This is a genomic window from Pseudonocardia nantongensis, from assembly GCF_046546495.1.
Lineage (GTDB): Bacteria > Actinomycetota > Actinomycetes > Mycobacteriales > Pseudonocardiaceae > Pseudonocardia > Pseudonocardia nantongensis.
Genome location: NZ_JBKGXT010000019.1, coordinates 121,405 through 142,175, shown reverse-complemented (window position 1 = coordinate 142,175; position 20,771 = coordinate 121,405). Strand labels below are relative to the sequence as shown.

Below are 20,771 nucleotides of genomic sequence, written 5' to 3'. Positions count from 1 at the left end.
CCGCCTCCACGGCGAGCTCGGCCTGATCCCACCCGTGGAGCACGAAGCCCTACACGCCGCCACCGAGGCCGCCCGGCAACCCGCCGGAGCGTGAGAACCGAGCCTCTACCAAACCCGGGACTTGACACGTAGTCGGACAGGGTGTGGAAGTCGCCGTTCTGCGGGTCCTGCTGGTCCGGGCAGAAGGCGATGTGCTCGGCGGCGACCTGCTCGCACTCGCCGTCGTCCATCGGTGGCCGGGCGACCGACAGCTCCATCCGTGACCGGGTCATGGCCACCACGAGTGCGCCCCACCGCGACTCCCAGTACCGCAGCACGGCGGCCAGCGACACCAGGTCCTGGTGCGGGTAGTTGCAGATCCCCGCCCAGCCCAGGACCGCCGGTGTGTCGGCGGGCCGGAAGGCGTCGACCACCGCCAGGCTCGACGACCGGCACTCGACGAGTTCGATCGCGGCATCGAAGGTTCCGGGCCTGCGTGCCAGGTCCTTCGCCGACAGCACCGTGTCCGACTGTGGGATCCCGGCCGGCAGCCGGTCGTCGCACGGGCACTCGGGGTGGCAGGGGCCCGGCCACCAGCGGTCGAGTACCTCCCGGCCGTCGACGGCGTCGATCGCCTCGGAGAGCTCGACCGGGTCGGTCGGGCCATCGAGGGTGTGTTCGAGGTCGGTGGGGTGGATCCAGACGGGACAGCGCCCGGTGACGTGGGCCCGGCGCAGGAGCCGGCTGTAGAGGACGGAGTCCGGGTTGTCGGGGAAGTCCGGGGAACCGGGCGGGCCGGTGGAGGTGCGAGTCATGTGGCTTGGACGACGCCCGGGCCCGCGCGGTTCCGCACGGTTTCCGGTTGGGCACCGGGAACCGCGCCATCTCTGCTCGCGCTGGCCGAGGGGCGCCGGCTCAGCCGACCGGGCTGACCGACTCGATCCCACCGACCGAGAACTCCCGTTCGCCGGATCGCAGGTGGCACCACGAACTGAGCCAGCGGCCGTAGAGCTCGTGCGGCCGGATGTCCCGGACGGTGCGGTTGCCGGCCTTGTTCCGGTAGACGATCTGTACGTCCCGCCCGTGGTCGAGCGCATCGGCGAGCAACGCCACCTCGACCGGGTCCAGGCGCGGCGCCAGCCCGGCGAGTCGGTCATGCGTCGCGGACTCCGGCTGGATCGGTGCGGTCCCCCCGGCCAGCAGCCGCGCCGCGAGGTCGGCGGCGGAGACGCGTTCACGCGGCCGCCGGGCGCCCGGGTCGGAACCGGGCGCCCGCGCGCGTTCCGGGACGATCACGACGCCGTCCGGGTCCTCCGGCATGGGCGCGAAGCCCGCCGAGCGCAACCGGGACAGCACGTCGTCGGGCTCCAACGGGCTGGTCAGCACGGTCGGGGCGAGCCGGCTCAGCTGCAGCGCGGCCAACGAGCGGGTGTGCAGGATCTCGGCGATCTCGGGTTCGGAACCGGTGACACAGCAACGAGTGGCCCGGACCCGTACGGCGCCGTGCCGGCGGGCGACGTCCGCGATCAGATACTCCAGTGGCTGCGGCAGCTCGCGTTCGGAGATCGCGGTGAGCTCGGTCCGCAGCTCGTCGGCGGTCCACCCCGCGTCCAACGCCGCGCGCACGCCGGCCGGCGTGAACCGCCACGTCGCGGCGACGCCCCGGCTCTCGGGCACCGCCACCGCGGCGAGCAACCGGGCCGCTGCCGCGTCGGGCTGGCCGGACACGACCGCGGTGAGATCGGACTGCAGCACGAGCATGCCGCGCACCTGGGGAAGCATCTCCGCGATCCGGTGGGCCAGCTCCGGCGCCGGGTCGGAACCGGCGGCGACCTCGACGAGGTGCCCGCCCAGCGCCGTCAACCGGTCCCCTGCCACGATGCCGAGCAGCGTCGCCTCGTGCAGGGCGGCCTCGACCTTGCGCGCGCGACCCTGGCCGTCGTAGGGGTGGAACGGGCAGAACCAGTCGAGGTGCTCGATCACCGCCCGCAGCGAGCGGCCACCCGCGGCCGCGTGCAGCAGGGCGCGACGCACCATTCCGCCGGCCGACTCCAGCGGTAGCGGGGGCGCGACCTCGCCGTCCTCGGTCTCCCGGCTGGTCGGTGCGAGGTCGAGCGCGAACCAGGCGAGGGCGACCCGGGCCCACCGGGCCGACGGCTCCTCCTCCCGCCATCCGTCGTACCCGCCGGCGGCCCGGTAGCCGTCACTGCTCGACGTGAGCAGGCCGGCGGCGTGCGCCACGTCGATCCACAGCGACGGGTCGGACAGCGCCAGCCGCTTGGCCAGCCGGGTCCGTTCCCGGGCTCCGACACCGCCCTTCTTCAGCCGCGCGAGCGGACGCCCGCGCGCCTCGTCCAGCAGGGCCGTCAGGGCGAGCAGGGAGCCCTCCGCCTCGGCCCTGCCCTCGTTCGCGGGGTCGGCCGACTCCGGGAGCGCCGGCCGTCCGGACAACCGGTCGTCCCCGTCCCGGAGCAGGGCGGCGACCTCGCGTGGCAGCTCCGGTGCCCCGTACGGACCGTCCAGCAGCAGCCCGGCCCGGACCAGCACCGCGGTGAGGTCGTCGTGCCGCCGACCGAACCCGGAGACGTGGTAGAAGCCGCCGGCTCGAGCGAGGCTCTGCAGGTGCCGGTAGGCCGCATCGGACAGCTCCCGCAGGGCCGCGGCCACCGTCCGCGGATCCGTGACCAGCGCGGTGAGTCGCTCGACGAGCTCGGGCTTGCGCAGACCGGTCGGGTCCGCGCCGAGGCCGACGACCGCCGACCGGAGCTCGTCCACCCGTGCCTGTCGCGCGATGTGGTCCAGCGGCCGGAAGCCGGCGACGTCGGCGGTGAAGTGCTCGGCCAACCGCTCGGTCAGACCGATGCGGTCACCGTCGCTCCAGGCCAGCCCCCGCGCGCACAGCTCGTCGACCACGGCCCGGACATCTCGCTCCGACGCGCGGACCCGGCCGGCCAGTGCGGAGACCGTGGGCACCCCGAGCACCGCGACGTCGCGGGCGGTGACGACCTGGTCGTGGTTCAACCGCGGCAGCGCGAGCGAGAGCGAATCGGCCCCGTTCAGGCGCTGGGCCAGCTCGTGCAGGTTGCGCGGCGCCGGTTCGACGAGGACGTCCGCGCGGTGCTCGAGCAGCGCGGTCAGCCGCTCGGTGTCCAGACCGGCCAGGTACTCGGTGACCGACACGGCGACGATCGCACCACGACCGCCCGGGCCGATCGCCCCAGGGGTACACCAGTGCTGTCGGCGCGAGAGCGGACAGCTCTCGTGCACCCCTCGGCCGGACGTCACGACGTGGCCGGGCCGCGCTGGCTGGGGCTGGGCGACCGGAGCGCGCATCGCGGCAGGTCGGTCCGGCCGAGAAACCCGCGCATCACCGCACAGTCGCAGTGCAGGCCGGAGCGGCGGAAGTTGTCCGCGACCCGGTCGGGGAGCACGCCGAACCGCTCCGCCCAGGCCCGCGTGCACCGCAGGGTTCCGTCGCAGCCCCAGAACCGGGTGCCCCGGTCGAGCGCCGCGCCAAGGCTCGACCGCAGCCGCGTTCCGGTGCCGGCGATCTCCTCCACCGACGGTCGGGCGCCGGGTGGCTCCTCGACCTCGTCATCGGGCCACTCGTCGTCGAGCAGCTCGTCACCGGGTAGCTCGTGGTCGAGCCGGTCGTCATCGGGCCGGTCATCGACCCCGAGGTCCGGTGCGTCGCCGGCTGCCTCCAGGATCCGGTCCAGCACCTCGTCGATCATGTCGTGCAGCACCCCGCGCCAGAGCTCCACGGAGCGGCCGGACGGGCGGGCGATGTCGTCGATGGTCATGGGCGTCACCATCCCGGGCACCCCCGACAGTTCGCGGGTGTGAACGCCCGGCGAGGGTCAGAGCCGAGCCGCCTGGCCCACATCGCGCAACTCGGCGCCCTCAGCTCTCCGGGACGACGTAGGAGGTCCCCCGGGCTCGGCCCTGGCGGATGAGCGCCCCCTCCCGCACGAGCGACATGAGAATCTCGTTGGCCGCCGCGGAGTCGACGCCGAGGCGATCGCGGACGACACCGTTGCTGAGCCGGTCCTCGGCGGCAACCGCCAGCAACGCTGCGCGCGACTCCTCGCTGAGGGTCGGAGGCGACGACGCCCGAGGTCGGGCCTCTGCGGGACGAGGTGTGTCGACCCCGGACCCAGAAAGGACGTAGCGAGTCCCCTTCGTCTGCCCGATCTTGTCTAGCCTGCCCTGTGCCACCAGTCGGCCGAGCAGGGCACGAGCCTCGGGGACCTCGACCCGGAACAGGTCCGCCACCTGATTCGAGGACAGCGGGCCCCGGCGGGCCATATCCAGGATCAGTCCCTCGTCAGCGGTCGTTCCGGAACGCAGCTGGTCTCCCGCCGCGGCGTCGGCCGACAGCTCGTCCCTGGCGCTGGGCTCGGCCGGTGCTGCCGGCGGTTCGTCGTGCCGCGGCGTGACCGCGAACGGATCGCCGAAATCGCCTCGCATCCCGCGCACCGGACTCCCGCTGTTCCGGCGGCTGCCCCGCGGCCCGCTCCGGCTCCTGCTCGAGCCCGTCGAGAGAGCGCTGCGCGGACCGCTCGCCGAGACGTACCAGGTCCTCGTGAGTACCCGACGGCGCGGTCGCCTCGTGCCGGCTCCGTCCGAGGCTCGAATCGAGCCAGTGGGCTCGACAGGTCATCACCCGGCTCAGCACGTCGGCGCCGACGACGACAAGGGCGGTGGAACCGATGAGTTCACCGGCCGATCAGCTCCAGAAAGGCCGCCACCTCGTCCTCATCGATCCCGTCGACGCATGCGAGGTCGGGCTGTGACTGCTGGAGACCGCTGAGCTCCGGAACCTGCGGTGCTTTCCAGGCCGGCACGACGAAGTGCTCGATCCGAGCTCCGACGAGGCTCGTGACCTGACCCCTGCTGCCGATTGCTGCTTGACCCGTGGCCGTCACCTGCTGTCCGGCGAACCGGGCTGCCACGTCCCGATCGGCGACCTCGTCGAGCTCCACTTCGTTCCCGACCGCGTCCCGGACCCGCAACCGACGCAGGTCGACCAGATCGAGTCGCCCGGACACGAGCTCCTCCACATCCACCACTCCCTGTCTCGTCGACTGTGCTCGCGACGGTAGCCGTGAAGTACGACGTCGAGGAGATGCAGAACGCCCCGGACTACGTCGGCCACCGTCGAGGCGAGGCACCTGGAGAAGGAGCCGACCGGCAGGGGCCGATCCGGTGCAGCCGTTAAACGGGCTGAACGCTTGCCCGTTCAGCCCGCTAGAATTACCCTCGTGGTGAACCGTCGGACCAAGTACGCGACGACGATGCAAATCGTCCGCCGCACGGCTCGCCGACACTCGATGACGGTCGTCGAGATCCCGGGGAGAGGCAAGGGCTCACACCGCTGGCACGCGCTGGTCGACCCGTCCGGAGCGGAGATCGTCCGCTTCTCGCTCACCGACCATCCGCGCGAGCTGTCCTGGACGGCCCTGCGAAACCTGGAGGAGCGGCTCGCACCGCACTTCGGAGAGAAGTGGATTGAACGCTGATGAGCACCTACTCGGTCGACGTGAACCGCGAGGACGGGCTGTGGTCCGCCATCGTCAACGATCTCCCCGGCGGTGCCTTCGTCGGGCTGGACTTCGAGCACTTCTCCGACGTGCGGGACGGCGTGCAGGAAGCGCTGATCGACTTCTTCGGCAATGAGGACTTCGCGCTGGAGTGGACCTTCGCGACCGACCACCGCGACTTCACCCGGCCACTTCAGGACGCCTTGGACCAGGCCGTCGTCGCCGAGCGTGCACGCGCCCGTCTCGATCACAGCCGGCGCGAGGCAGTGGCCACCATGCGCGAGGCCGGCCTCTCGTACCAGGAGATCGGCGACGCCCTGAGCCTGTCCAAGGCGCGCGTGTCGCAGATCCACCACGCGGCACTTGACGCCGGCGACGGGTCTGTCAGGTCCGCATCCTGACCCGGTCGGGGCTCGACCACTGCCGGCGGGAACGGGCGAAGGGGCGCCCGGGGATCAAGGCGATCGGGCTCTACCCGATGAACGCGCTCGCCAACGATCAGGCGCGGCGCATCGCGTCGCTGATGCACACCCACCGCACCGAGCTCGGCGACCTCACCGTCGATCTCTACGCCGGCGACTCCGGCACCGCTCCGGCGATGACCGCCACCTCGGTCGTCGAGAGCGAGCAGCACATGCGTACGCACCCGCCGGACATCCTGCTCACCAACTACACGATGCTCGACCGCGTACCCCGACCGGCTGGTTCCTTGAGCGTGGACACCGGCATCACGTCGAGTGTGCGCTCCACCTGCGCCGACTTCGCCTCCGCGAGCTGAACGACCGCGCGCGCCCGTAGCCGTCCCGGTTGTTCAGCGTCGGGTTCTCGGTGATGAACTTGTTCTGGTACTCCTCGGCCAGCGTCAGCCGGTCCCCCGGCCCGCGACGAAGGGCCGGTCGATGAGGTCGTTGTCCTCGCAGTAGCGCACGAACACGGTGCGGGCACCCACGCGGCCGCGGCCTGGGTGACGCGCTCGCCCAGCCACTCGGTGTACCCGGCCGCGGTGCGTTCCGCGGAACGCGCGGCCTCGTACTCCCCTGCCAGCCGGCGCACGTACGCCGGATCGACGGCGCTTGAGGCCCCTACCGAGCGATGAGCTCGGCGAACCGGCCGACCGCGTCCGTACCGACGAGCTCACCGGGCAGCAAAGGCAGCTCGGTGACGGGGATGCCGGGGAGCTCCCCGCTGAGCATCTCCATGAACTGCTCCTCGAGCTCCCGACGCCGTAGCAGGAACTCCCCCGCGTCCGCCGGGGAACGACGGTTGACCACCAGCTCCCCGACCGGCACCCCGGCCGCGCGGAGGTGCTCGTGCAGTTCCACGGTCTCCAGCACCGGCAGGCGTTCGGCGGTCAACACGACGACGAACGAGGTCAGCTCTCCGTCCCGGAGGGTGTCCCGGAGCGATTCGAACTTCTCCCGGCGTGCGATCAAGATCCGCCGGATCCGCAGGTCGCGTTCGACCAGCGGGTCGTGCGGGGTGTCCTCGACGAGCCCGCTCCGGTTCGTGTCCCGGGTCAGGCCGCGGACGGCGGCGCCGAGCTTCTCCGACTTCCGCCGGTTCCGCAGCAGCCCCTCCGTCCAGGACGCCATGATCTCCGGCAGGGCCATCAGCCGCGACGTGTGCCCGGAGGGCGCCGTGTCGAACACGATCAGGTCGTAGGTCGGCAGCCCCATCTGCAGCACACCGGCGATCCGTTCCAGGACGGCGGCCTCGTGCGTACCCGGCGACTGCCGGGACAGGTCCAGGTACCGGTCCACCTCGCCCCGCAGGTGCGTCGGCATCACCGAGTACAGGGTCTCCCGCACCGCCGAGAGGTGCTCGTCCGTCGTCGCCTCCGGGTCGATCTCGACGCCGTCGAGGTCGTCGGCCAGGCCGACGACCTCGGGGCCGACGGAGCGCTGCCACAGGTGCCCCAGGTTGTGGGCCGGGTCGGTGGAGACGAGCAGGACCTTCCGACCCGCCCGCGCCTGCGCCAGCCCGACGGCGGAGGCGACCGAGGTCTTCCCCACCCCGCCCTTGCCGCCGAAGAACAGCACGCGGCGGCGGCCGGCCAGGTCTAGCAGCATGAGATCTCGTTCAGCGGTGAGCGTTCCATCCCCATCCGGCGGTGCCACTCGTGGAAGTTCTCGTACACGGCGGGGAGCAGTTCCATCGTGTAGTAGCCGGCCGGGTTCGGTAGCCCGAGCACCTCCGACAGGACCATCATCATGAACAGGTCGTCCTCGTCGCGTTTCGCCCGCGCGAACGACCGCCGGTACGGCGCGGCATAGAACTCGTCGAGTCCGGCGGCGAGGCGGCGGCTCAGCGCCACGAAGTCCGCCCAGCTACTGGGAGGACGACTCATCCCGGGTACCCGCCTCGGCCACCTCGTCGTCGGGCTCCGGCTCCTCGTTGCGGGCACGGTTGATCGCGATCGCCGCCTCGACGACGACCCACACCGCCGCGACGAGGATGACGATGTCCATGACCAGCAGCAGCCAGTTGCCCTCGTTGTAGAGGTCCACGAGCTGCACCAGCAGCGCGTAGACCGTCATCACCAGCACGAACAGCAGCGGAAGCAGGATCGGCAGGTAGGGGCGGCGCCTCCGGACCAGCATCACTGTCATGATCGACAACGTGAGCGCGGCGAGCAGCTGGTTGGTGGTGCCGAACAGCGGCCAGAGGACCATGCCGCCCTCTCCGGACCCGGTCATGTCGGCGCCGAACGCCAGCGCCAAGCCGAACACGACGACGATGACGGTGGCCACGAGCGTGCTGAACCGCAGCCCCATCAACCCGCCGATCTCCTCGACGATGTAGCGCTGCAACCGGACCCCGGTGTCCATCGTGGTCGCGGCGAACAGCACCGCCATCGTGGCGAGGATCGTGGCCGACAGCGATGTCGGGAGACCGAGGCCGTCGTTGAGGATCGATCCGCCCGAGTTGACGAACGCGACCACGCCGGCCTCGTCGTAGACCGAGTAGGTCTCCTGCCAGCTGGCGAAGCTCTCGAACCCGGCGGTGACGGCGATGATCGTGCCCAGCGCCAGCAGGCCCTCGCCGACCGCGCCGAAGTACCCGACGAACCGGGCGTCCGTCTCCTTGTCCAGCTGCTTCGAGGACGTGCCGGACGAGACCATGCCGTGGAACCCGGAGATCGCGCCGCAGGCGATGGTGACGAACAGCAACGGCACCAGGTTCGGCGTGTCCGGTGGCAGGTTCTGGTTCACGGCCGGCGCGACGACGGTCGGCGCGGAGATCAGGATCGCGGCGAACAGGATGCCCAGGCCGATGAACAGCTGCAGCCCGTTGATGTAGTCCCGCGGCTGGAGCAGCATCCAGACCGGCAGGGTCGAGGCGATGCCGGCGTAGAGGAACAGGACGATGATCCAGAACGCCCCGGTGGACAGTCCCAGGACGGTGTCCGGCAGCTCGATCGGGAAGCGGTCGCCCAGCAGGATCAGCGCGTAGAGCGCGACGACACCCACCACGGACACGATCGGCAGGTTCCACCTCAACCGGTAGATGGCCTGGCCGATCAACACGGCGACGACGATGGCGCCCCAGACCGGGATCACCGCCGTGGGCCGGGCGACCAGCAGCTGGGCGATGACGACGGCGAACACCGCGTTCACCATCAGCAGCAGCAGGAAGATGACGATGAGGAACAGGTTCCGGCCCCGGCTGCCGATGTAGCGCCCGGACAGCGACCCGATGGACTGGCCCTTGTTCCGCACGGACGCCCAGAGCGCACCCATGTCGTGCATGCCGGCGAAGAAGACCGTGCCCAGCGTGACCCACAGGAACGCGGGCAGCCAACCCCAGATCACCGCGACCGCCGGACCCACGATCGGGGCCGCGCCGGCCACCGAGGTGAAGTGGTGCCCCCAGAGGACGAACTTGTTGGTCGGCACGTAGTCGACGCCGTCGGTGAACTCGTGGGACGGCGCCGTGTACGACGGGCTGAGCTTGTAGACCCGCGTGGCCAGGTACTTCGAGTACAGGAGGTAGCCGGCGATGATGATCACGATGCCGACGACCGCCAGGATCACTGAGTTCACGGGTTCCCGACCTCACTTCGCTGCGCCGGCTCGACGCGGGCGAGACTAGCCCCCGGCCTCCGGCGGATCGACCCCGAACGCCACATTCGCCGACGATCGTGACCGGATCGTGCAGCCCGGCAGGATCAGTGGTTCCCCACGATCCGCGCCGGTTCCACCAGCACGGCGGCCCGCCGTTGCTCGCGCATCGTGGCGTCGTAGGCGTCCCAGTCGTCGTGGGTCCCGCCGCAGGCGCTGAACACGTCGCGCAGCAGCTGCGGCAGGTCGACGCCCTCGACGGCGTCGTCCCAGCCGATGATCTCGGAGTCGCCCTCGACGGCGACCCAGCGCCATCCGGACCGGAAGTGCAGCGACGTCGCGGGGCGCGCACGCAACGCCCGCAGCTTCACCGGTCCGTAGGTCACGTACCCGACGACCGGGGTCCCGGTGACCGGGTGGTCCAGGACCCCGGCGTTCACCAGGGACGTGTGCGGGGTGCCGTCCGCGCGGACGACGGCGACCGTGCACAACCCGTGCTCGGCCTCCACGCTCCGCCGGACCGGGTCGAGGAGATCAGGGCTCATGGCACGAGTGTGCCGTGCGATGGGCTCAGCGCCAGCCGAGCTGCTTGGTGCACGACGGCCAGGCCTTCCAGCCCTGCTGGTCCTGCACCTTCTTCGCCACCTCGATCTGCTGCTGCTTCGAGGCGTTCTCCGGGCTGGCGGCGTACTGGTCGCCGTCGAACGCCTTCCAGGTGGAGGGCGTGAACTGCAGCCCGCCCTTGAAACCGTTGCCGGTGTCGGCCTCCCAGTTCCCGGTGCTCTCGCAGTGCGCGAGCTTGTCCCAGGTGGCGGTCTTCTCGACGGTCGGCGCGCTCGAGCTCGACTCGGCCGCGGAAGCGGTGCCGACGATGCCCAGCGGTGCGGCGGCGATCGCGGTCAGCGCGCCGATCCGGGCGGCCTGCCGGCCGGTGTTCGTGGGCTTGCGGTGCCGTCCTGCCATCTTCGCTTCTCCGAACCTCGGGGAGCAGTTCCGTGCTCGGGCCGACGATCTGGGGAGAGCGACCCGAGCGGCGATCACCGTAATCACGCCGTGACCAACGGCCACAACTCGAGACGACGCTCGTCGCACGTCGTCGCGGCGAGTGGTCACCTGAACGCGGCCACCGACAGACGGGCTAACGCTTATCCCGCCGACCGGGCGTATCCGAGGATCGGCCGCCGCCGAACGATCACGCAGTGCTGCTCGTCGCGCACACCGCTTCCCCGGTGGCGGGACGGACGACCTTCCGGGCGAGAACGCTCGGGACCGCGGCCAGCGCGACGACCACACCGCCGTAGACCGGCGTGGTCGGGCGCAGCCCCCCGGCCGTCGCGGCCACCCCGGCGAGCATCGCGGGCACGCCACGAGGCTCCTCCGGCGGGCCGACGGACGTTGAGCCATGCCGACGACCGTCGGGCGGCCGGCATTCCCGCACCCGATCGGACCAGCAGGGCTCACCCGCCGCGGTGGCAGGCTGTGCGCGTGCTGCGAGCGACGTCGTCCCGGGTGGGGCTGCTCAGCGTGCGCTACGAGGTCCGCGCGAGCGGTCACCCGGTCACCGGCTGGACGGCCCGCCACTGGCAGCAGCACCGGGATCTGCTGATCGAGGGCAGCCCGTACGCACTGCGCTCGGAGGGCATCGCCCGGTTCGGCCTGGAGGGCGACGTGCGCGCCCGCTGCCTGCGCAGCGCGGACGGGCCGCCGTCGCAGCGCTACTGGAACCTCGAGGCCGGCGAGGTGCGCTACCGGCTGGCCGGGTCCGGCGTCGGGCGGCGGTTCGCCCTGCTCACCCCGGCCGACGCCGTCAACGAGGCCGGCCGGATCTGGCGGATCGGGACGCTGCGCCCGTCCTATGCGGCGGAGCTGCCGGGAGCGCTCCCGATGCCGGTGCAGGTGTTCGTGCTGTGGATCGCGATGGCGATCTGGCGGGCCAGCGTCGCGGCCGCCCGGGCCACCCTGGCGACGACCGCCGGGCAGTGACGGGCCCTGACAGCGATCGGCCCCGGACACCGTGCGGTGTCCGGGGCCGATGCCGTGCCGGTGCGGTGCTCAGGCCTCGCCGCGGTAGCCGGCGGCCTGCGCCTGCCACATCCAGCGGGCCTCCTCGAGGGCACGCCCGAGCTCGATGAGCAGGTCCTCGGTCAGCGGGTCGGACTTGCCGGCCTGCTCGATCCGCGGGCGCAGCCGGTCGACGGCGACGTCCACGGTGGCGGAGACGGTGAGCACGGTGTCCGCGTCGGACACGTAGCCCTCCGGGTATTCCGGCAGGCCGGTGTTCCGGCCGACTGTGCGGGTGCGCCCGTCGGGGGCGGCGCCGATGGTCGCGGAGCGCTCGGCGACGTTGTCGCCGTGCTGCCGAGCCAGGTCGACGAGCTCGTCGAGGTGCAGGTGGATGTCCCGGAACTGCTTGCCGACCAGGTTCCAGTGCGCCTGCTTCGCGGTCAGCGACAGGTCGACCAGGTCGACCAACGTCTCCTGCAGAACCCGTGCGGTGATGTCACGGGCACCGTCGTCGAGCGGGCTGGTGATAGGGCTCGCCATGGTGGTTCACGGTTCCTCTCGCATCGTTCGGGATGCGCCGGCGCGCCTCGGTGGTGGGTCGGTCGCCGGTGCTGCACGACTCAACGCCGTCGCCACCGCCGGTATGCCCCGAACCGATCGCGAGCACACCCTTTCGTGACCCGGTCGACAACCGGTGAGGCATGCCTGGCCTGGGGAAAGGCGCGCAGCGCCTCAGGACAGATGGTGCCGTTCCTGCAGCGCGTAGACCGGCGTCGGGATGCCCTCCTGGCGAGCCTTGAGCTGCAACGCCAGGTACAGCGAGTAGAACCGGCTCTGGTGCAGGTTCCCGCCGTGGAACCAGAGGTTCTCCTGCTGGGTGGGCTTCCACATGTTGCGCTGCTCGCCCTCCCACGGGCCGGGGTCCTTGGTGGTCTCCGAGCCCAGGCCCCAGACCTTGCCGACCTTGTCCGCGACGTCCTGGCCGACGATGTCGGCGGCCAGGCCGTTCATGGACCGGTAGCCGGTGGCGAACACGACCAGGTCGGCGTCGACCTCGGTGCCGTCGGTGAACCGGAGCCCCTTCTCGGTGAACTCCTGCACCTGCCCCTTGGCCAGCTTCACGTGGCCGTCGGCGACGAGCTCGGCGGCACCGACGTCGATGTAGTAGCCCGAGCCGCGGCGCAGGTACTTCATGAACAGGCCGGAGTCGTCGTCGCCGAAGTCCAGGTCGAACCCGGCGTCGGTCAGGCGCTGGTAGTAGTCCGCGTCGACCTCGCGGGCCTTGTCGTAGGCCGGCTTCTGGAACTGCGCCATGATCCGGTACGGCAGCGACGCGAAGATCATGTCCGCGGTGCGGGTGTCGACGCCGTTCTTCACGGCCCGCTCCGAGTACAGGTCGCCGAGCCCGTACTCCATCAACGTGTCCGACTTGATGATGTGGGTGGAGGACCGCTGCACCATCGTGACGTCGGCGCCGACCTCCCAGAGCGCGCCGCAGATGTCGAACGCCGAGTTGTTCGACCCGACGACGACGACCTTCTTGCCCTCGTAGGCGTCCGGCCCGGGGTGCTCCGAGGAGTGCTGCACCTCGCCCTGGAACTGCTCGCGGCCGGGGAGGTTCGGGACGTTCGGCTTGCCGGAGACGCCGAGCGCGACCACGAGCTGCCTCGGCCGCAGCGTGATCTCCTCGCCGTCCCGGTCGACGACGACGTTCCACCGGCCGGCCGCGTCGTCGAAGGTGGCCGAGCGAGCGGTGCTGGAGCCCCAGTAGTTCAGCTCCATGATCCGCGTGTAGAACTCCAGCCAGTCGCCGATCTTGTCCTTCGGCGCGAACACCGGCCAGTTGTCCGGGAACTTCAGGTACGGCAGGTGGTCGTACCAGACCGGGTCGTGCAGGGCGAGGCTCTTGTACCGCTTGCGCCAGGAGTCGCCGGGCCGCTCGTTGCGCTCGACGATGATCGTCGGCACGCCGAGCTGGCGCAGCCTGGCACCCAGCGCGATGCCGCCCTGGCCGCCGCCGATGATCACGACCTCGGGGTCCCGGGTGCGTCCGAGCTCGGAGAGCTCCTGCTCGCGGCTCTCCTTCCAGGTGACCCGCTCCGGGTTGGCACCGTGCTCGGCACCCATCGGACGGTTCTCCCGCATCGGCTCCTCGTACCCCTTGAGCTCGTCGAGGGTGGTGAGCAGGGTCCACGCCCTCCCGTCGACGATCCGGACGTGCCCGGACCCGCGGCCCACCGCCGTCTCGAAGGCGAACCAGGCCTCGGTGACGCCGTCGGCCTCGGCCGGCTCCGCGGTGAGCGTCCAGTTCGACGGGTCGGTGTTCTCCAGTGTCTGCGTCAGCAGGTCGCGGATCCCGTCGTGGTGCTCGACCGTCTTCAGGTTCCAGGTGAAGGAGACCAGGTCGCGCCAGTAGCTCTCGTCGGCGAACAGCGACACGGCACGGTCGACGTCACGTGCGGACAGCGCGTCGGCGAAGGCGTCGAGCCAGCCCTCGGCGGTCGTGCGCGCCGCCGACTTCTCCTGCGTTGCGGTCACGGGCACCTCCTCTGCGAGCGTTCACCACGACCGCGGCGGGCGCTCGCCCGTCCCGTGCCGCGGTCGTCGGGGCAACGAGCGTGAGTGAACACCATCATGGTGACCGGTGACACCGGTTGGACCAACGTTGCAATCCGGTGCTCACCTCAAGGATGGGCTCACATCAGGATGACGCCCCGCCCCCGCTGGCCACCGGCCTCCAGCGCCCGGTGTGCGTCGGCGGCCCGCTCGGCCGACCAGGTCCCGGCGACGCGGGGGGTGAGCGCGCCGGAGGCGGCCAGCTCGCCGATCGCCTGGAGCTTCTCCCGGTCCTCGGCGATCGTCCGGACCCAGACCGGGTGCCAGGTGATCCCCCGCTCCGCCGCGCCGCGGTGGCCGCGGACGGTGGCGATCCGGCCGCCGTCGCGCACGGCGCCGAGCAGCGCATCGCCCTGCAGGGAGCCGTCGGCGAGCCCGTCGACGCCGTCCGGGACCGCGCCGCGGACCGACTCGGCGAACCCGTCACCGCGGGGCAGCACGACGTGCGCACCGAGCCCGGTGACCAGCTCCCGGTCGTGCTCGGCGGCGTCGGCGACGACCCGCAGGCCACGGGCGACCGCCAGCTGGATCGCGTACCCACCGAACGCTCCGGCCGCCCCGGTGACCGCGACCGTCGCCCCGCGCTGCACGGCCAGCTCGTCGAGGGCCAGCCACGCGGTCAGCGCGTTCATCGGGATCGTCGACGCGGCGACGGCGTCGATGCCGGCGGGCAGCGGGACCGCCGACCCCGCCGGGACGACGACGTGTTCCGCGTACCCGCCGTGGGTACCGTCAGGGACGACGATCGCCATCGCCGCGTCGCCGACGGCGAGCGTGTCCACCCCGTCGCCGGCCTCGTCGACGACGCCGGCGATGTCCATCCCGGGCACCCAGGGCGGCGCGACCTCCTGGCGCCGGGTGGCCCGTTGCATCGTGTCGGTCGGGTTGACCGTCGCCGCGGCGACCCGGATCCGGACCTGCCCGGGCCCGGCGTGCGGTGTGGGCAGCTCCAGGACCTCGAGGACGTCCGGCCCTCCGTGCGTGGTGAATCCGACGGCGCGCATGGCCCCACCCTCGCCCCGCCGGGACCGGGCCGCCACCGCTGCCCGGCACTCGCCGCCGAGCTGCGGTGGACGCTGTCACACGGTCGGGTGGCCGGCGGTCGTGGACTCCCACGACACCGCGCCCGCGATCAGCCGAGATCGGGCCGCGGCGGGGTCCGCTCTCCCGCCTCGACCGCGGCGTCCAGGTGGTTCCCGGCCGGCGGCAGCGGGCAGGTGGCGTGCGCGGTGAAGGCACACGGCAGGTTGACCGTCCGGTTCAGGTCGAGCGGCAGCGTGCCGTCGGCGTCCGGGTCGGGCGTGTGCAGGATCCGGCCGCCGCCGTAGCTCTGCGCACCCGAGGTGGCGTCCCGGAAGTGCAGCGACAGGCCCCCGTTCTTCCCGGCCAGTGCGACCAACCGCTGCGTGGTCCCGCGGTAGTCGAACGCGACCTCGCCGACCGCGGTCGGGAAGTGCTCCAGGCCCGCGACGACGGCGCCCACGGTGAGCCGGCGCGGCTCGGCGTAGGCGGTGAACCGGCCGGCGACCACGGCGTCCGGATCGAAGTCGAACACCGGGACGCCGTCGAACGCGGTCCGGGTGATCGCGCGCGGGTCGCGGATCCGCAGCGCGTAGGCGTCGGTGCGGCGGGCGATCTCGACGACCCGCTCCCCCACGGTGACCATCACGCCCGGCGCACCGTCCACCGGCCGGACGTACGCGGTGCCCTCGACCGGGATGTCCGTGCCCGGCATCAGGACACCGTCGGCGGCGGTCGCCGAGACCGCGACCGTGTCGGCGTCGGCGACCCGCCACTCGCCGGGCAGCCCGTCGAACCGGCCCGGACCGTCGTCGAGCCAGTGCAGCGCGGTGAGCGAGAGCCAGCCGTGCGGCTCGCGCAGCTGCTCCTCGCGGTGCGCCCGCCAGGCGTCGTGGTCGGTGCGGGCCTCGGTCCCGGTCGTCATGCCGCTGTCAACGCGGCGAGCCCGCTCAGCCTTCCCGCCAGCCCTCGAAGGTCCAGCTGCGCTGCGAGGCGCCACCCGGATCGCCGGCGTCGCGGTGCCCGCGGCTGATCTCCCGCCACGCGATCCGCCAGCCGTCGGCGGTGCGGACCAGGGTGTCGCGGTAGTCGCCGGAACCCGCGGTGCCGTCGTCGCGGACGATCACGTACTTGCTCCAGGCCCGGACCCGGCCGTCCGGCAGCATTCCGAGCAGCGTGTTCGTGGTGTGGTGCGGGTGGTACGGGGTGACCGCCTCGATCCGCTCGGCGAGCGCGGCGAAGCCGGACACCGGCCCGAAGCGCACGTCCGGGGTGAACACCTGCCCGAGCCGGTCCCAGCTCCGAGTGTCGATCACGTGCGCGTACCGGGCGAGGATCTGCCGGATGCGGGCCGCGTCGTCCGGGCGGACCGGGCCGAGCTCAGCCACGCTCGCGCTCCCACCGCTGGAACAGCGCGGCCGGGTCGGCCCCCTCGGACGTCCCGGGCGCGGTCTCGCCCGGGGCCCGCAGCCGCACCCGGCGACGGTGGATCCGCAGGCCGTCCGTGGTCGGGACGATCAGGTCGGTGTAGTCGCCGCAGGCCGCCGCACCGTCCGCGGCGACCGTGATCAGCCGGCTCCAGGCGTGCACCGAGCCGCGCGGCCCGGCGGTGAGCGCGGTGTTCACGCAGTGGTGCGCGGGGCGCTCCGGGGTCCCGGCGATGTAGTCGACGATCGCGGTCAGCCCGTCGGCGGTCGCGCGCAACCCGGTCAGCTGCGCGTCCGGGGTGAAGACGGCGGCCAGCTCGTCCCACGCGGCGTTGTCCACCGCGTGCACGTACCGGGTCAGCAGCTGGTCCACCTCGTGCGCGATGCCGGCGTCGGTCGTGTCGGGGTCGGTCATGTCGGGGTCGGTCAATGCACCCTCCGTCGTTCGGTCTCGGGATCCGGCCGGGTCAGCGCGATCACCCCGCCCAGCGCGACGACGACGCCGACAAGCGCGCCGACGCCCCAGCCGGGCCGGATCCGGTCGCCGAGCAGCGCGATCCCGACCACACCGGGGACGACGACCTCGGTCACCGACAGCACCGCGGTCGCGGGTCCGACGGCGCCGTCCTGCAACGACTTGGCGAACGCGAGCACGCCGAGCACACCCATCAGCACGACGGCGTAGACCAGCGGGTCGAGCAGCAGGTCCCCGACCGTCTCCCACCGCAGCGGGCCCGGATGGATCGCCCGCACCGCCAGCGCCGTGCCGCCGAACCCGAGCCCGGCCAGGCACGCCAGCAGCATCGGACGGCCCGAGCGCCACACGAACGGGGCCGCGACCAGGATCAGCGCGAACGACACGAGCAGCACCGGCGTCGCCGCCGGGGGCAGGTCGGACGGCCGTTCCGGCTCCGCACTCGTCGCCACCAGTACCAGCCCGGCCAGCACGGCGACCACCGCGAACCGGTCGCGGCGAGCCAGGTTCCACGGGCTCCAACCGTTGTCGGCCAGCGTGGTCAGCGCGATCGCACCGGCCAGGATGGACTGCACCGCGAAGACCGGCAGGAACCGCAGTGCGATCACCGTGAGGACCCAGGCCCCGACGTCGGCGAGCAGCCCGGCCAGGAACCACGGCTGCAACCACACCGGACGGCCGTACCTGGCCAGCCGGCTGCCCTTGGCCTCCCAGAGCGCGGCGACGGTGTTGCCCACCATCGCGGCGACGGCGATCAGCAGGGCGAATACGGTCGTCATGGCCCCGCCCATCCTGCCTGCTCGGCGCGGTGCGGGCCCGGGACACGCCGCCGCGCCTCGCCATCGCGGTCACCGCATGCGAACATATGTTCGTGCGCGGACTGGCCACGATCCTGCATGCCGACCTGGACGCGTTCTACGCCGCGGTCGAGCAGCGGGACGACCCGCGACTGCGCGGCCGGCCGGTGATCGTCGGAGGTGGGGTGGTGCTGGCCGCGAGCTACCAGGCCAAGGCGCACGGCGTCGCGACCGCCATGAACGGCCGCCGGGCCCGCGCGCTGTGCCCGGCCGCGGTCGTCGTGCCGCCCCGGATGGAGGCGTACTCGGCGGCCAGCAAGGCCGTCTTCGCGATCTTCCGGGACATCACACCGGAGGTCGAGGGGCTCTCGATCGACGAAGCGTTCCTCGAGGTCGGCGGGCTCGCCCGGATCTCCGGAACGCCCCGGGAGATCGCGGCGCGACTGCGCGCGCGGGTGCTGCGCGAGGCCGGGCTGCCGATCACCGTCGGGGTGGCGCGGACGAAGTTCCTGGCCAAGGTGGCCGGCGGAGTGGCCAAGCCGGACGGCCTGCTCGTCGTCGAGCCGGACCGGGAGGCGGCGTTCCTGCACCCGCTGGCGGTGGAGCGGCTGTGGGGCGTCGGGCCGGTGACGGCGGCCACGCTGCACGAGGTCGGCGTCCGGACGGTCGCCGACGTCGCCGCGCTCGGCGAGCCGGCGCTGGTCTCCTACCTCGGCCCGGCCGCCGGGAGGCACCTGCACGCACTGGCGCACGGCCGGGATCCGCGCCCGATCGACACCGGCCGGTCCCGGCGCTCGATCGGCTCGCAGCGCGCCCTCGGGCGGCGCCCGCGCAGCGCCGACGAGCTGGACGCCATCCTCGCCGGCACCGTCGACCGGCTGGCCCGGCGGTTGCGCACGCCGAAGGGCAGCGACGTCGATCCCGGGAGCGCCGGTGGCGGGCGGGTCTGCCGGACCGTGGTACTGCGGCTGCGGTTCGCCGACTACGCCCGGGTCACCCGCTCGCACACCCTGCCGGCGCCGACGGCGCATACGCCGACCATCCTCGGCACCGCCCGCCGGTTGCTGGTCGCCGCCCTCCCGGAGATCCGGGACCGGGGCATCACGCTGCTCGGGCTGTCACTGACCAACCTGGACCGGGACGACGCGCTGCAGCTGGAGCTCCCGTTCGACGCCCACAGCGGCCCCGCACTGGACACCGCCCTGGACGCAGTGCGCCGCCGCTTCGGAGCGACCTCGGTGTCCCGGGCGACCCAGCTCGGCCGGGACCCGGGCCTGGAAGTCCCGCTGCTGCCCGAGCACGAGTAACGCTCCCGCTCCCGCGACTGCTCCTGCTCCTGCTCCTGCTCCTGCTCCCGTGAACGCCCGGCCGGCCGCCCGGTTGCTCGCGGCCGCAGCGTGCGCGCGGAGCCGAGGCGCCGGCGGCATCACCGAGGGGTACGGCACCGCTGTCCGATCTTGGACCGACAGCAGTCGTGTACCCCTCGGCGAGCGCCCGGGCGGTTGGCCCGAACCGGCCCGCCGGCGAGGGTCGATCGCCTACGCTCGGCCGGTGGCGCTGACGCCGGAGCAGATGCGCTCCATCAACGAGGACCTGCTCAGTCAGGTCAACGCCGAGAACGTGCTCGCGGCCGCCGCGTTGTTCCAGAAGCAGGCCGACGACCTGCGTGCACGTCTGCACAGCGCGAGCCAGGAACTGCAGGTCGGCAGGTGTGGCGGAGATCCGGTCTCCGCCGACGCCCAGCGCATGTTCCAGGCGAGGATCGACCAGATCATCCGCATCCACTGGGCCCATCATGAGGAGCTGACGGCCGCGGTAGCGGCGTTGCGCTCGGCGGCACGCTCGTACGGTCACACCGACGCCGACCTCGCGCGGGCCTTCGGCGCGTCGCTCGACCGGTGAGCCCCGCGGCGGGACGGAGGGCATCGGCGGCCATCGCCACGATCGTCCTCCTGGCGACGGCCGGCTGCGGCACCCTCACACCGCGGGGCGGGGATCCGTTCCCCCCTCGACCGTTCGTCCTGGACGTCGCTGCCGTCGACACCTGTTCGGCACTCACGCCGACCCAGCGTTCCGAACTGTCGGTCGAGACCGGCCGACCGGTGAGCAGCCAGGACGGCACCTCACGAGGCTGTACCTGGCTCGGCACCGGCGACACCGGTTACAACCTGCAGACCCTCGCCACGGACGCGACCACCGCCGTCGACGCGGACCCGACGTCCACGATCGTCTCGGTTCAGGCGTTCGGCGCCGTGCAGAGTTCGCCGCCGGCCCCGGGCACCGGGCTGCCGTTCTGCCAGCTCGTCGTCGACGTCGCCGACGGCGCATCCCTGCGGGTCCAGATACAGATCGACCCCACCGGCGGCGGCGCCGGGGCTCGCACGAGCGAGACGCTCTGTGCGGACGCGCGGGAGGTCACCGCACAGATGCTCGGCACCCTGCGCGCCCGGCAGGCGTCCTAGCCGTCAGCAGCGCGGCCGCCCACCGAAATCTCGGGTGGAGCGGACGTAGTAGTTCGTCACCCACCCCTCCTCCGGCGACCCGATGCGGTACCACACGGTGTCGCCGTGCACCGGCTCGCCGCGGGTCCAGCAGCTCACGCGGACCGGGGTGCCGGAGCGCGGGATCTCGGCGACCACCCGGCTGCCCGTCCCGGGGCCGGAGCGGACCTGCAGCCCGTCGATCGACGTCCGGGTGCATGCGGTGAGGGCGCCGACCGCCAACACCAGGACAGCGACCCGCGATGCGCGCCGGGAACGGACCACGCAGCACCTCGCCTCACTCGTCCGAGTGACGAATAACGCCGGACGGTAGCGAGTCCCTCGCGCGGCGTCCACGGCGACACGCGG

General features: G+C 72.4%; 26 protein-coding genes. 7 read left to right on the top strand and 19 right to left on the bottom strand.

Annotated features, from left to right (window positions below; translation table 11 throughout):
• The 5 genes from ACLFMI_RS20530 to ACLFMI_RS20510 all read right to left on the bottom strand — a co-directional run.
• Positions 1-794, bottom strand: a 794-nt coding sequence (locus ACLFMI_RS20530) for a DUF4253 domain-containing protein (RefSeq protein ID WP_410949541.1), incomplete at its 3' end; no start/stop codon positions are given.
• Positions 795-894: 100 nt separating this feature from the next.
• On the bottom strand, positions 895-3,159 hold the full coding sequence (locus tag ACLFMI_RS20525) for a helicase-associated domain-containing protein (protein ID WP_410949540.1): 2,265 nt from the start codon (positions 3,157-3,159) through the stop codon (positions 895-897).
• Between the two features lie 101 nt (positions 3,160-3,260).
• Positions 3,261-3,782, bottom strand: coding sequence for a DUF2695 domain-containing protein (locus ACLFMI_RS20520; protein ID WP_410949539.1), 522 nt, complete (start codon positions 3,780-3,782; stop codon positions 3,261-3,263).
• A gap of 100 nt (positions 3,783-3,882) precedes the next feature.
• Positions 3,883-4,449 carry a hypothetical protein gene (locus ACLFMI_RS20515; protein WP_410949538.1) on the bottom strand — a complete coding sequence of 189 codons (567 nt, stop codon included), beginning with the start codon at positions 4,447-4,449 and terminating at the stop codon, positions 3,883-3,885.
• Between the two features lie 248 nt (positions 4,450-4,697).
• Entirely contained in the window at positions 4,698-4,964 is a 267-nt protein-coding gene (locus tag ACLFMI_RS20510; protein WP_410949537.1) for a hypothetical protein, read from the bottom strand.
• Positions 4,965-5,243: 279 nt separating this feature from the next.
• Between ACLFMI_RS20510 and ACLFMI_RS20505 the strand changes: the two genes are divergently transcribed.
• The 3 genes from ACLFMI_RS20505 to ACLFMI_RS20495 all read left to right on the top strand — a co-directional run bounded on the left by ACLFMI_RS20505 (position 5,244) and on the right by ACLFMI_RS20495 (position 6,300).
• Positions 5,244-5,501: a hypothetical protein gene (locus ACLFMI_RS20505; RefSeq protein ID WP_410949536.1), complete on the top strand. Its 258-nt coding sequence runs from the start codon at positions 5,244-5,246 to the stop codon at positions 5,499-5,501.
• Complete coding sequence (locus tag ACLFMI_RS20500; protein ID WP_410949535.1) at positions 5,501-5,923, top strand: sigma factor-like helix-turn-helix DNA-binding protein; 423 nt, start codon at positions 5,501-5,503, stop codon at positions 5,921-5,923. Before ACLFMI_RS20505 ends, ACLFMI_RS20500 begins: the two co-directional genes overlap by 1 nt.
• 77 nt (positions 5,924-6,000) lie before the next feature.
• The gene (locus ACLFMI_RS20495) at positions 6,001-6,300 is read left to right on the top strand and encodes a DEAD/DEAH box helicase family protein (RefSeq protein ID WP_410949534.1); all 300 of its coding nucleotides are present in this window, start codon (positions 6,001-6,003) and stop codon (positions 6,298-6,300) included.
• Positions 6,301-6,604: 304 nt separating this feature from the next.
• Here ACLFMI_RS20495 and ACLFMI_RS20490 read toward each other — a convergent pair whose 3' ends face one another.
• The 6 genes from ACLFMI_RS20490 to ACLFMI_RS20465 all read right to left on the bottom strand — a co-directional run bounded on the left by ACLFMI_RS20490 (position 6,605) and on the right by ACLFMI_RS20465 (position 10,946).
• On the bottom strand, positions 6,605-7,591 hold the full coding sequence (locus ACLFMI_RS20490; protein WP_410949533.1) for an ArsA family ATPase: 987 nt from the start codon (positions 7,589-7,591) through the stop codon (positions 6,605-6,607).
• Complete coding sequence (locus tag ACLFMI_RS20485; RefSeq protein WP_410949532.1) at positions 7,582-7,869, bottom strand: cory-CC-star protein; 288 nt, start codon at positions 7,867-7,869, stop codon at positions 7,582-7,584. Before ACLFMI_RS20485 ends, ACLFMI_RS20490 begins: the two co-directional genes overlap by 10 nt.
• Positions 7,850-9,565, bottom strand: a complete 1,716-nt coding sequence (locus ACLFMI_RS20480) for a carbon starvation CstA family protein (RefSeq protein ID WP_410949531.1) — start codon at positions 9,563-9,565, stop codon at positions 7,850-7,852. The genes ACLFMI_RS20485 and ACLFMI_RS20480 overlap by 20 nt, the downstream gene beginning before the upstream one ends.
• 125 nt (positions 9,566-9,690) lie before the next feature.
• Positions 9,691-10,128 carry a pyridoxamine 5'-phosphate oxidase family protein gene (locus ACLFMI_RS20475; RefSeq protein ID WP_410949530.1) on the bottom strand — a complete coding sequence of 146 codons (438 nt, stop codon included), beginning with the start codon at positions 10,126-10,128 and terminating at the stop codon, positions 9,691-9,693.
• 25 nt (positions 10,129-10,153) lie between these two features.
• Positions 10,154-10,546, bottom strand: coding sequence for a transglycosylase family protein (locus ACLFMI_RS20470; protein WP_410949529.1), 393 nt, complete (start codon positions 10,544-10,546; stop codon positions 10,154-10,156).
• Positions 10,547-10,775: 229 nt separating this feature from the next.
• Entirely contained in the window at positions 10,776-10,946 is a 171-nt protein-coding gene (locus ACLFMI_RS20465; RefSeq protein WP_410949528.1) for a hypothetical protein, read from the bottom strand.
• Between the two features lie 122 nt (positions 10,947-11,068).
• Here ACLFMI_RS20465 and ACLFMI_RS20460 point away from each other — a divergent pair, with 122 nt between their 5' ends.
• Complete coding sequence (locus ACLFMI_RS20460; protein WP_410949527.1) at positions 11,069-11,566, top strand: hypothetical protein; 498 nt, start codon at positions 11,069-11,071, stop codon at positions 11,564-11,566.
• A 69-nt stretch (positions 11,567-11,635) separates the two neighbouring features.
• Here ACLFMI_RS20460 and ACLFMI_RS20455 read toward each other — a convergent pair whose 3' ends face one another.
• The 7 genes from ACLFMI_RS20455 to ACLFMI_RS20425 form a co-directional block, all read right to left on the bottom strand.
• Positions 11,636-12,127, bottom strand: coding sequence for a Dps family protein (locus tag ACLFMI_RS20455; protein ID WP_410949526.1), 492 nt, complete (start codon positions 12,125-12,127; stop codon positions 11,636-11,638).
• A gap of 192 nt (positions 12,128-12,319) precedes the next feature.
• Positions 12,320-14,125 (bottom strand): NAD(P)/FAD-dependent oxidoreductase, encoded by a 1,806-nt coding sequence (locus tag ACLFMI_RS20450; protein ID WP_410949525.1) that lies wholly within the window; start codon positions 14,123-14,125, stop codon positions 12,320-12,322.
• A 158-nt stretch (positions 14,126-14,283) separates the two neighbouring features.
• A complete protein-coding gene (locus ACLFMI_RS20445; protein WP_410949524.1) occupies positions 14,284-15,207 on the bottom strand; it encodes an NADP-dependent oxidoreductase in 924 nt (307 codons plus the stop codon).
• A gap of 128 nt (positions 15,208-15,335) precedes the next feature.
• On the bottom strand, positions 15,336-16,148 hold the full coding sequence (locus tag ACLFMI_RS20440; protein WP_410949523.1) for a DUF1684 domain-containing protein: 813 nt from the start codon (positions 16,146-16,148) through the stop codon (positions 15,336-15,338).
• 25 nt (positions 16,149-16,173) lie between these two features.
• Positions 16,174-16,611, bottom strand: coding sequence for a nuclear transport factor 2 family protein (locus ACLFMI_RS20435; RefSeq protein WP_410949522.1), 438 nt, complete (start codon positions 16,609-16,611; stop codon positions 16,174-16,176).
• Positions 16,604-17,080, bottom strand: coding sequence for a nuclear transport factor 2 family protein (locus ACLFMI_RS20430; protein ID WP_410949521.1), 477 nt, complete (start codon positions 17,078-17,080; stop codon positions 16,604-16,606). Before ACLFMI_RS20430 ends, ACLFMI_RS20435 begins: the two co-directional genes overlap by 8 nt.
• Complete coding sequence (locus ACLFMI_RS20425; RefSeq protein ID WP_410949520.1) at positions 17,077-17,904, bottom strand: hypothetical protein; 828 nt, start codon at positions 17,902-17,904, stop codon at positions 17,077-17,079. The genes ACLFMI_RS20430 and ACLFMI_RS20425 overlap by 4 nt, the downstream gene beginning before the upstream one ends.
• A gap of 86 nt (positions 17,905-17,990) precedes the next feature.
• On the opposite strand from ACLFMI_RS20425, the gene dinB reads away from it, so the two are divergent.
• The 3 genes from dinB to ACLFMI_RS20410 all read left to right on the top strand — a co-directional run bounded on the left by dinB (position 17,991) and on the right by ACLFMI_RS20410 (position 20,384).
• Positions 17,991-19,229 (top strand): DNA polymerase IV, encoded by a 1,239-nt coding sequence (gene dinB / locus ACLFMI_RS20420; protein WP_410949519.1) that lies wholly within the window; start codon positions 17,991-17,993, stop codon positions 19,227-19,229.
• Positions 19,230-19,473: 244 nt separating this feature from the next.
• On the top strand, positions 19,474-19,824 hold the full coding sequence (locus tag ACLFMI_RS20415) for a PE domain-containing protein (RefSeq protein WP_410949518.1): 351 nt from the start codon (positions 19,474-19,476) through the stop codon (positions 19,822-19,824).
• Entirely contained in the window at positions 19,821-20,384 is a 564-nt protein-coding gene (locus tag ACLFMI_RS20410) for a DUF3558 family protein (RefSeq protein ID WP_410949517.1), read from the top strand. The genes ACLFMI_RS20415 and ACLFMI_RS20410 overlap by 4 nt, the downstream gene beginning before the upstream one ends.
• A gap of 3 nt (positions 20,385-20,387) precedes the next feature.
• Here the strand turns inward: ACLFMI_RS20410 and ACLFMI_RS20405 are convergent, their stop codons facing one another.
• Positions 20,388-20,687, bottom strand: coding sequence for an SH3 domain-containing protein (locus ACLFMI_RS20405; protein ID WP_410949516.1), 300 nt, complete (start codon positions 20,685-20,687; stop codon positions 20,388-20,390).
• Positions 20,688-20,771: the final 84 nt, after the last annotated feature.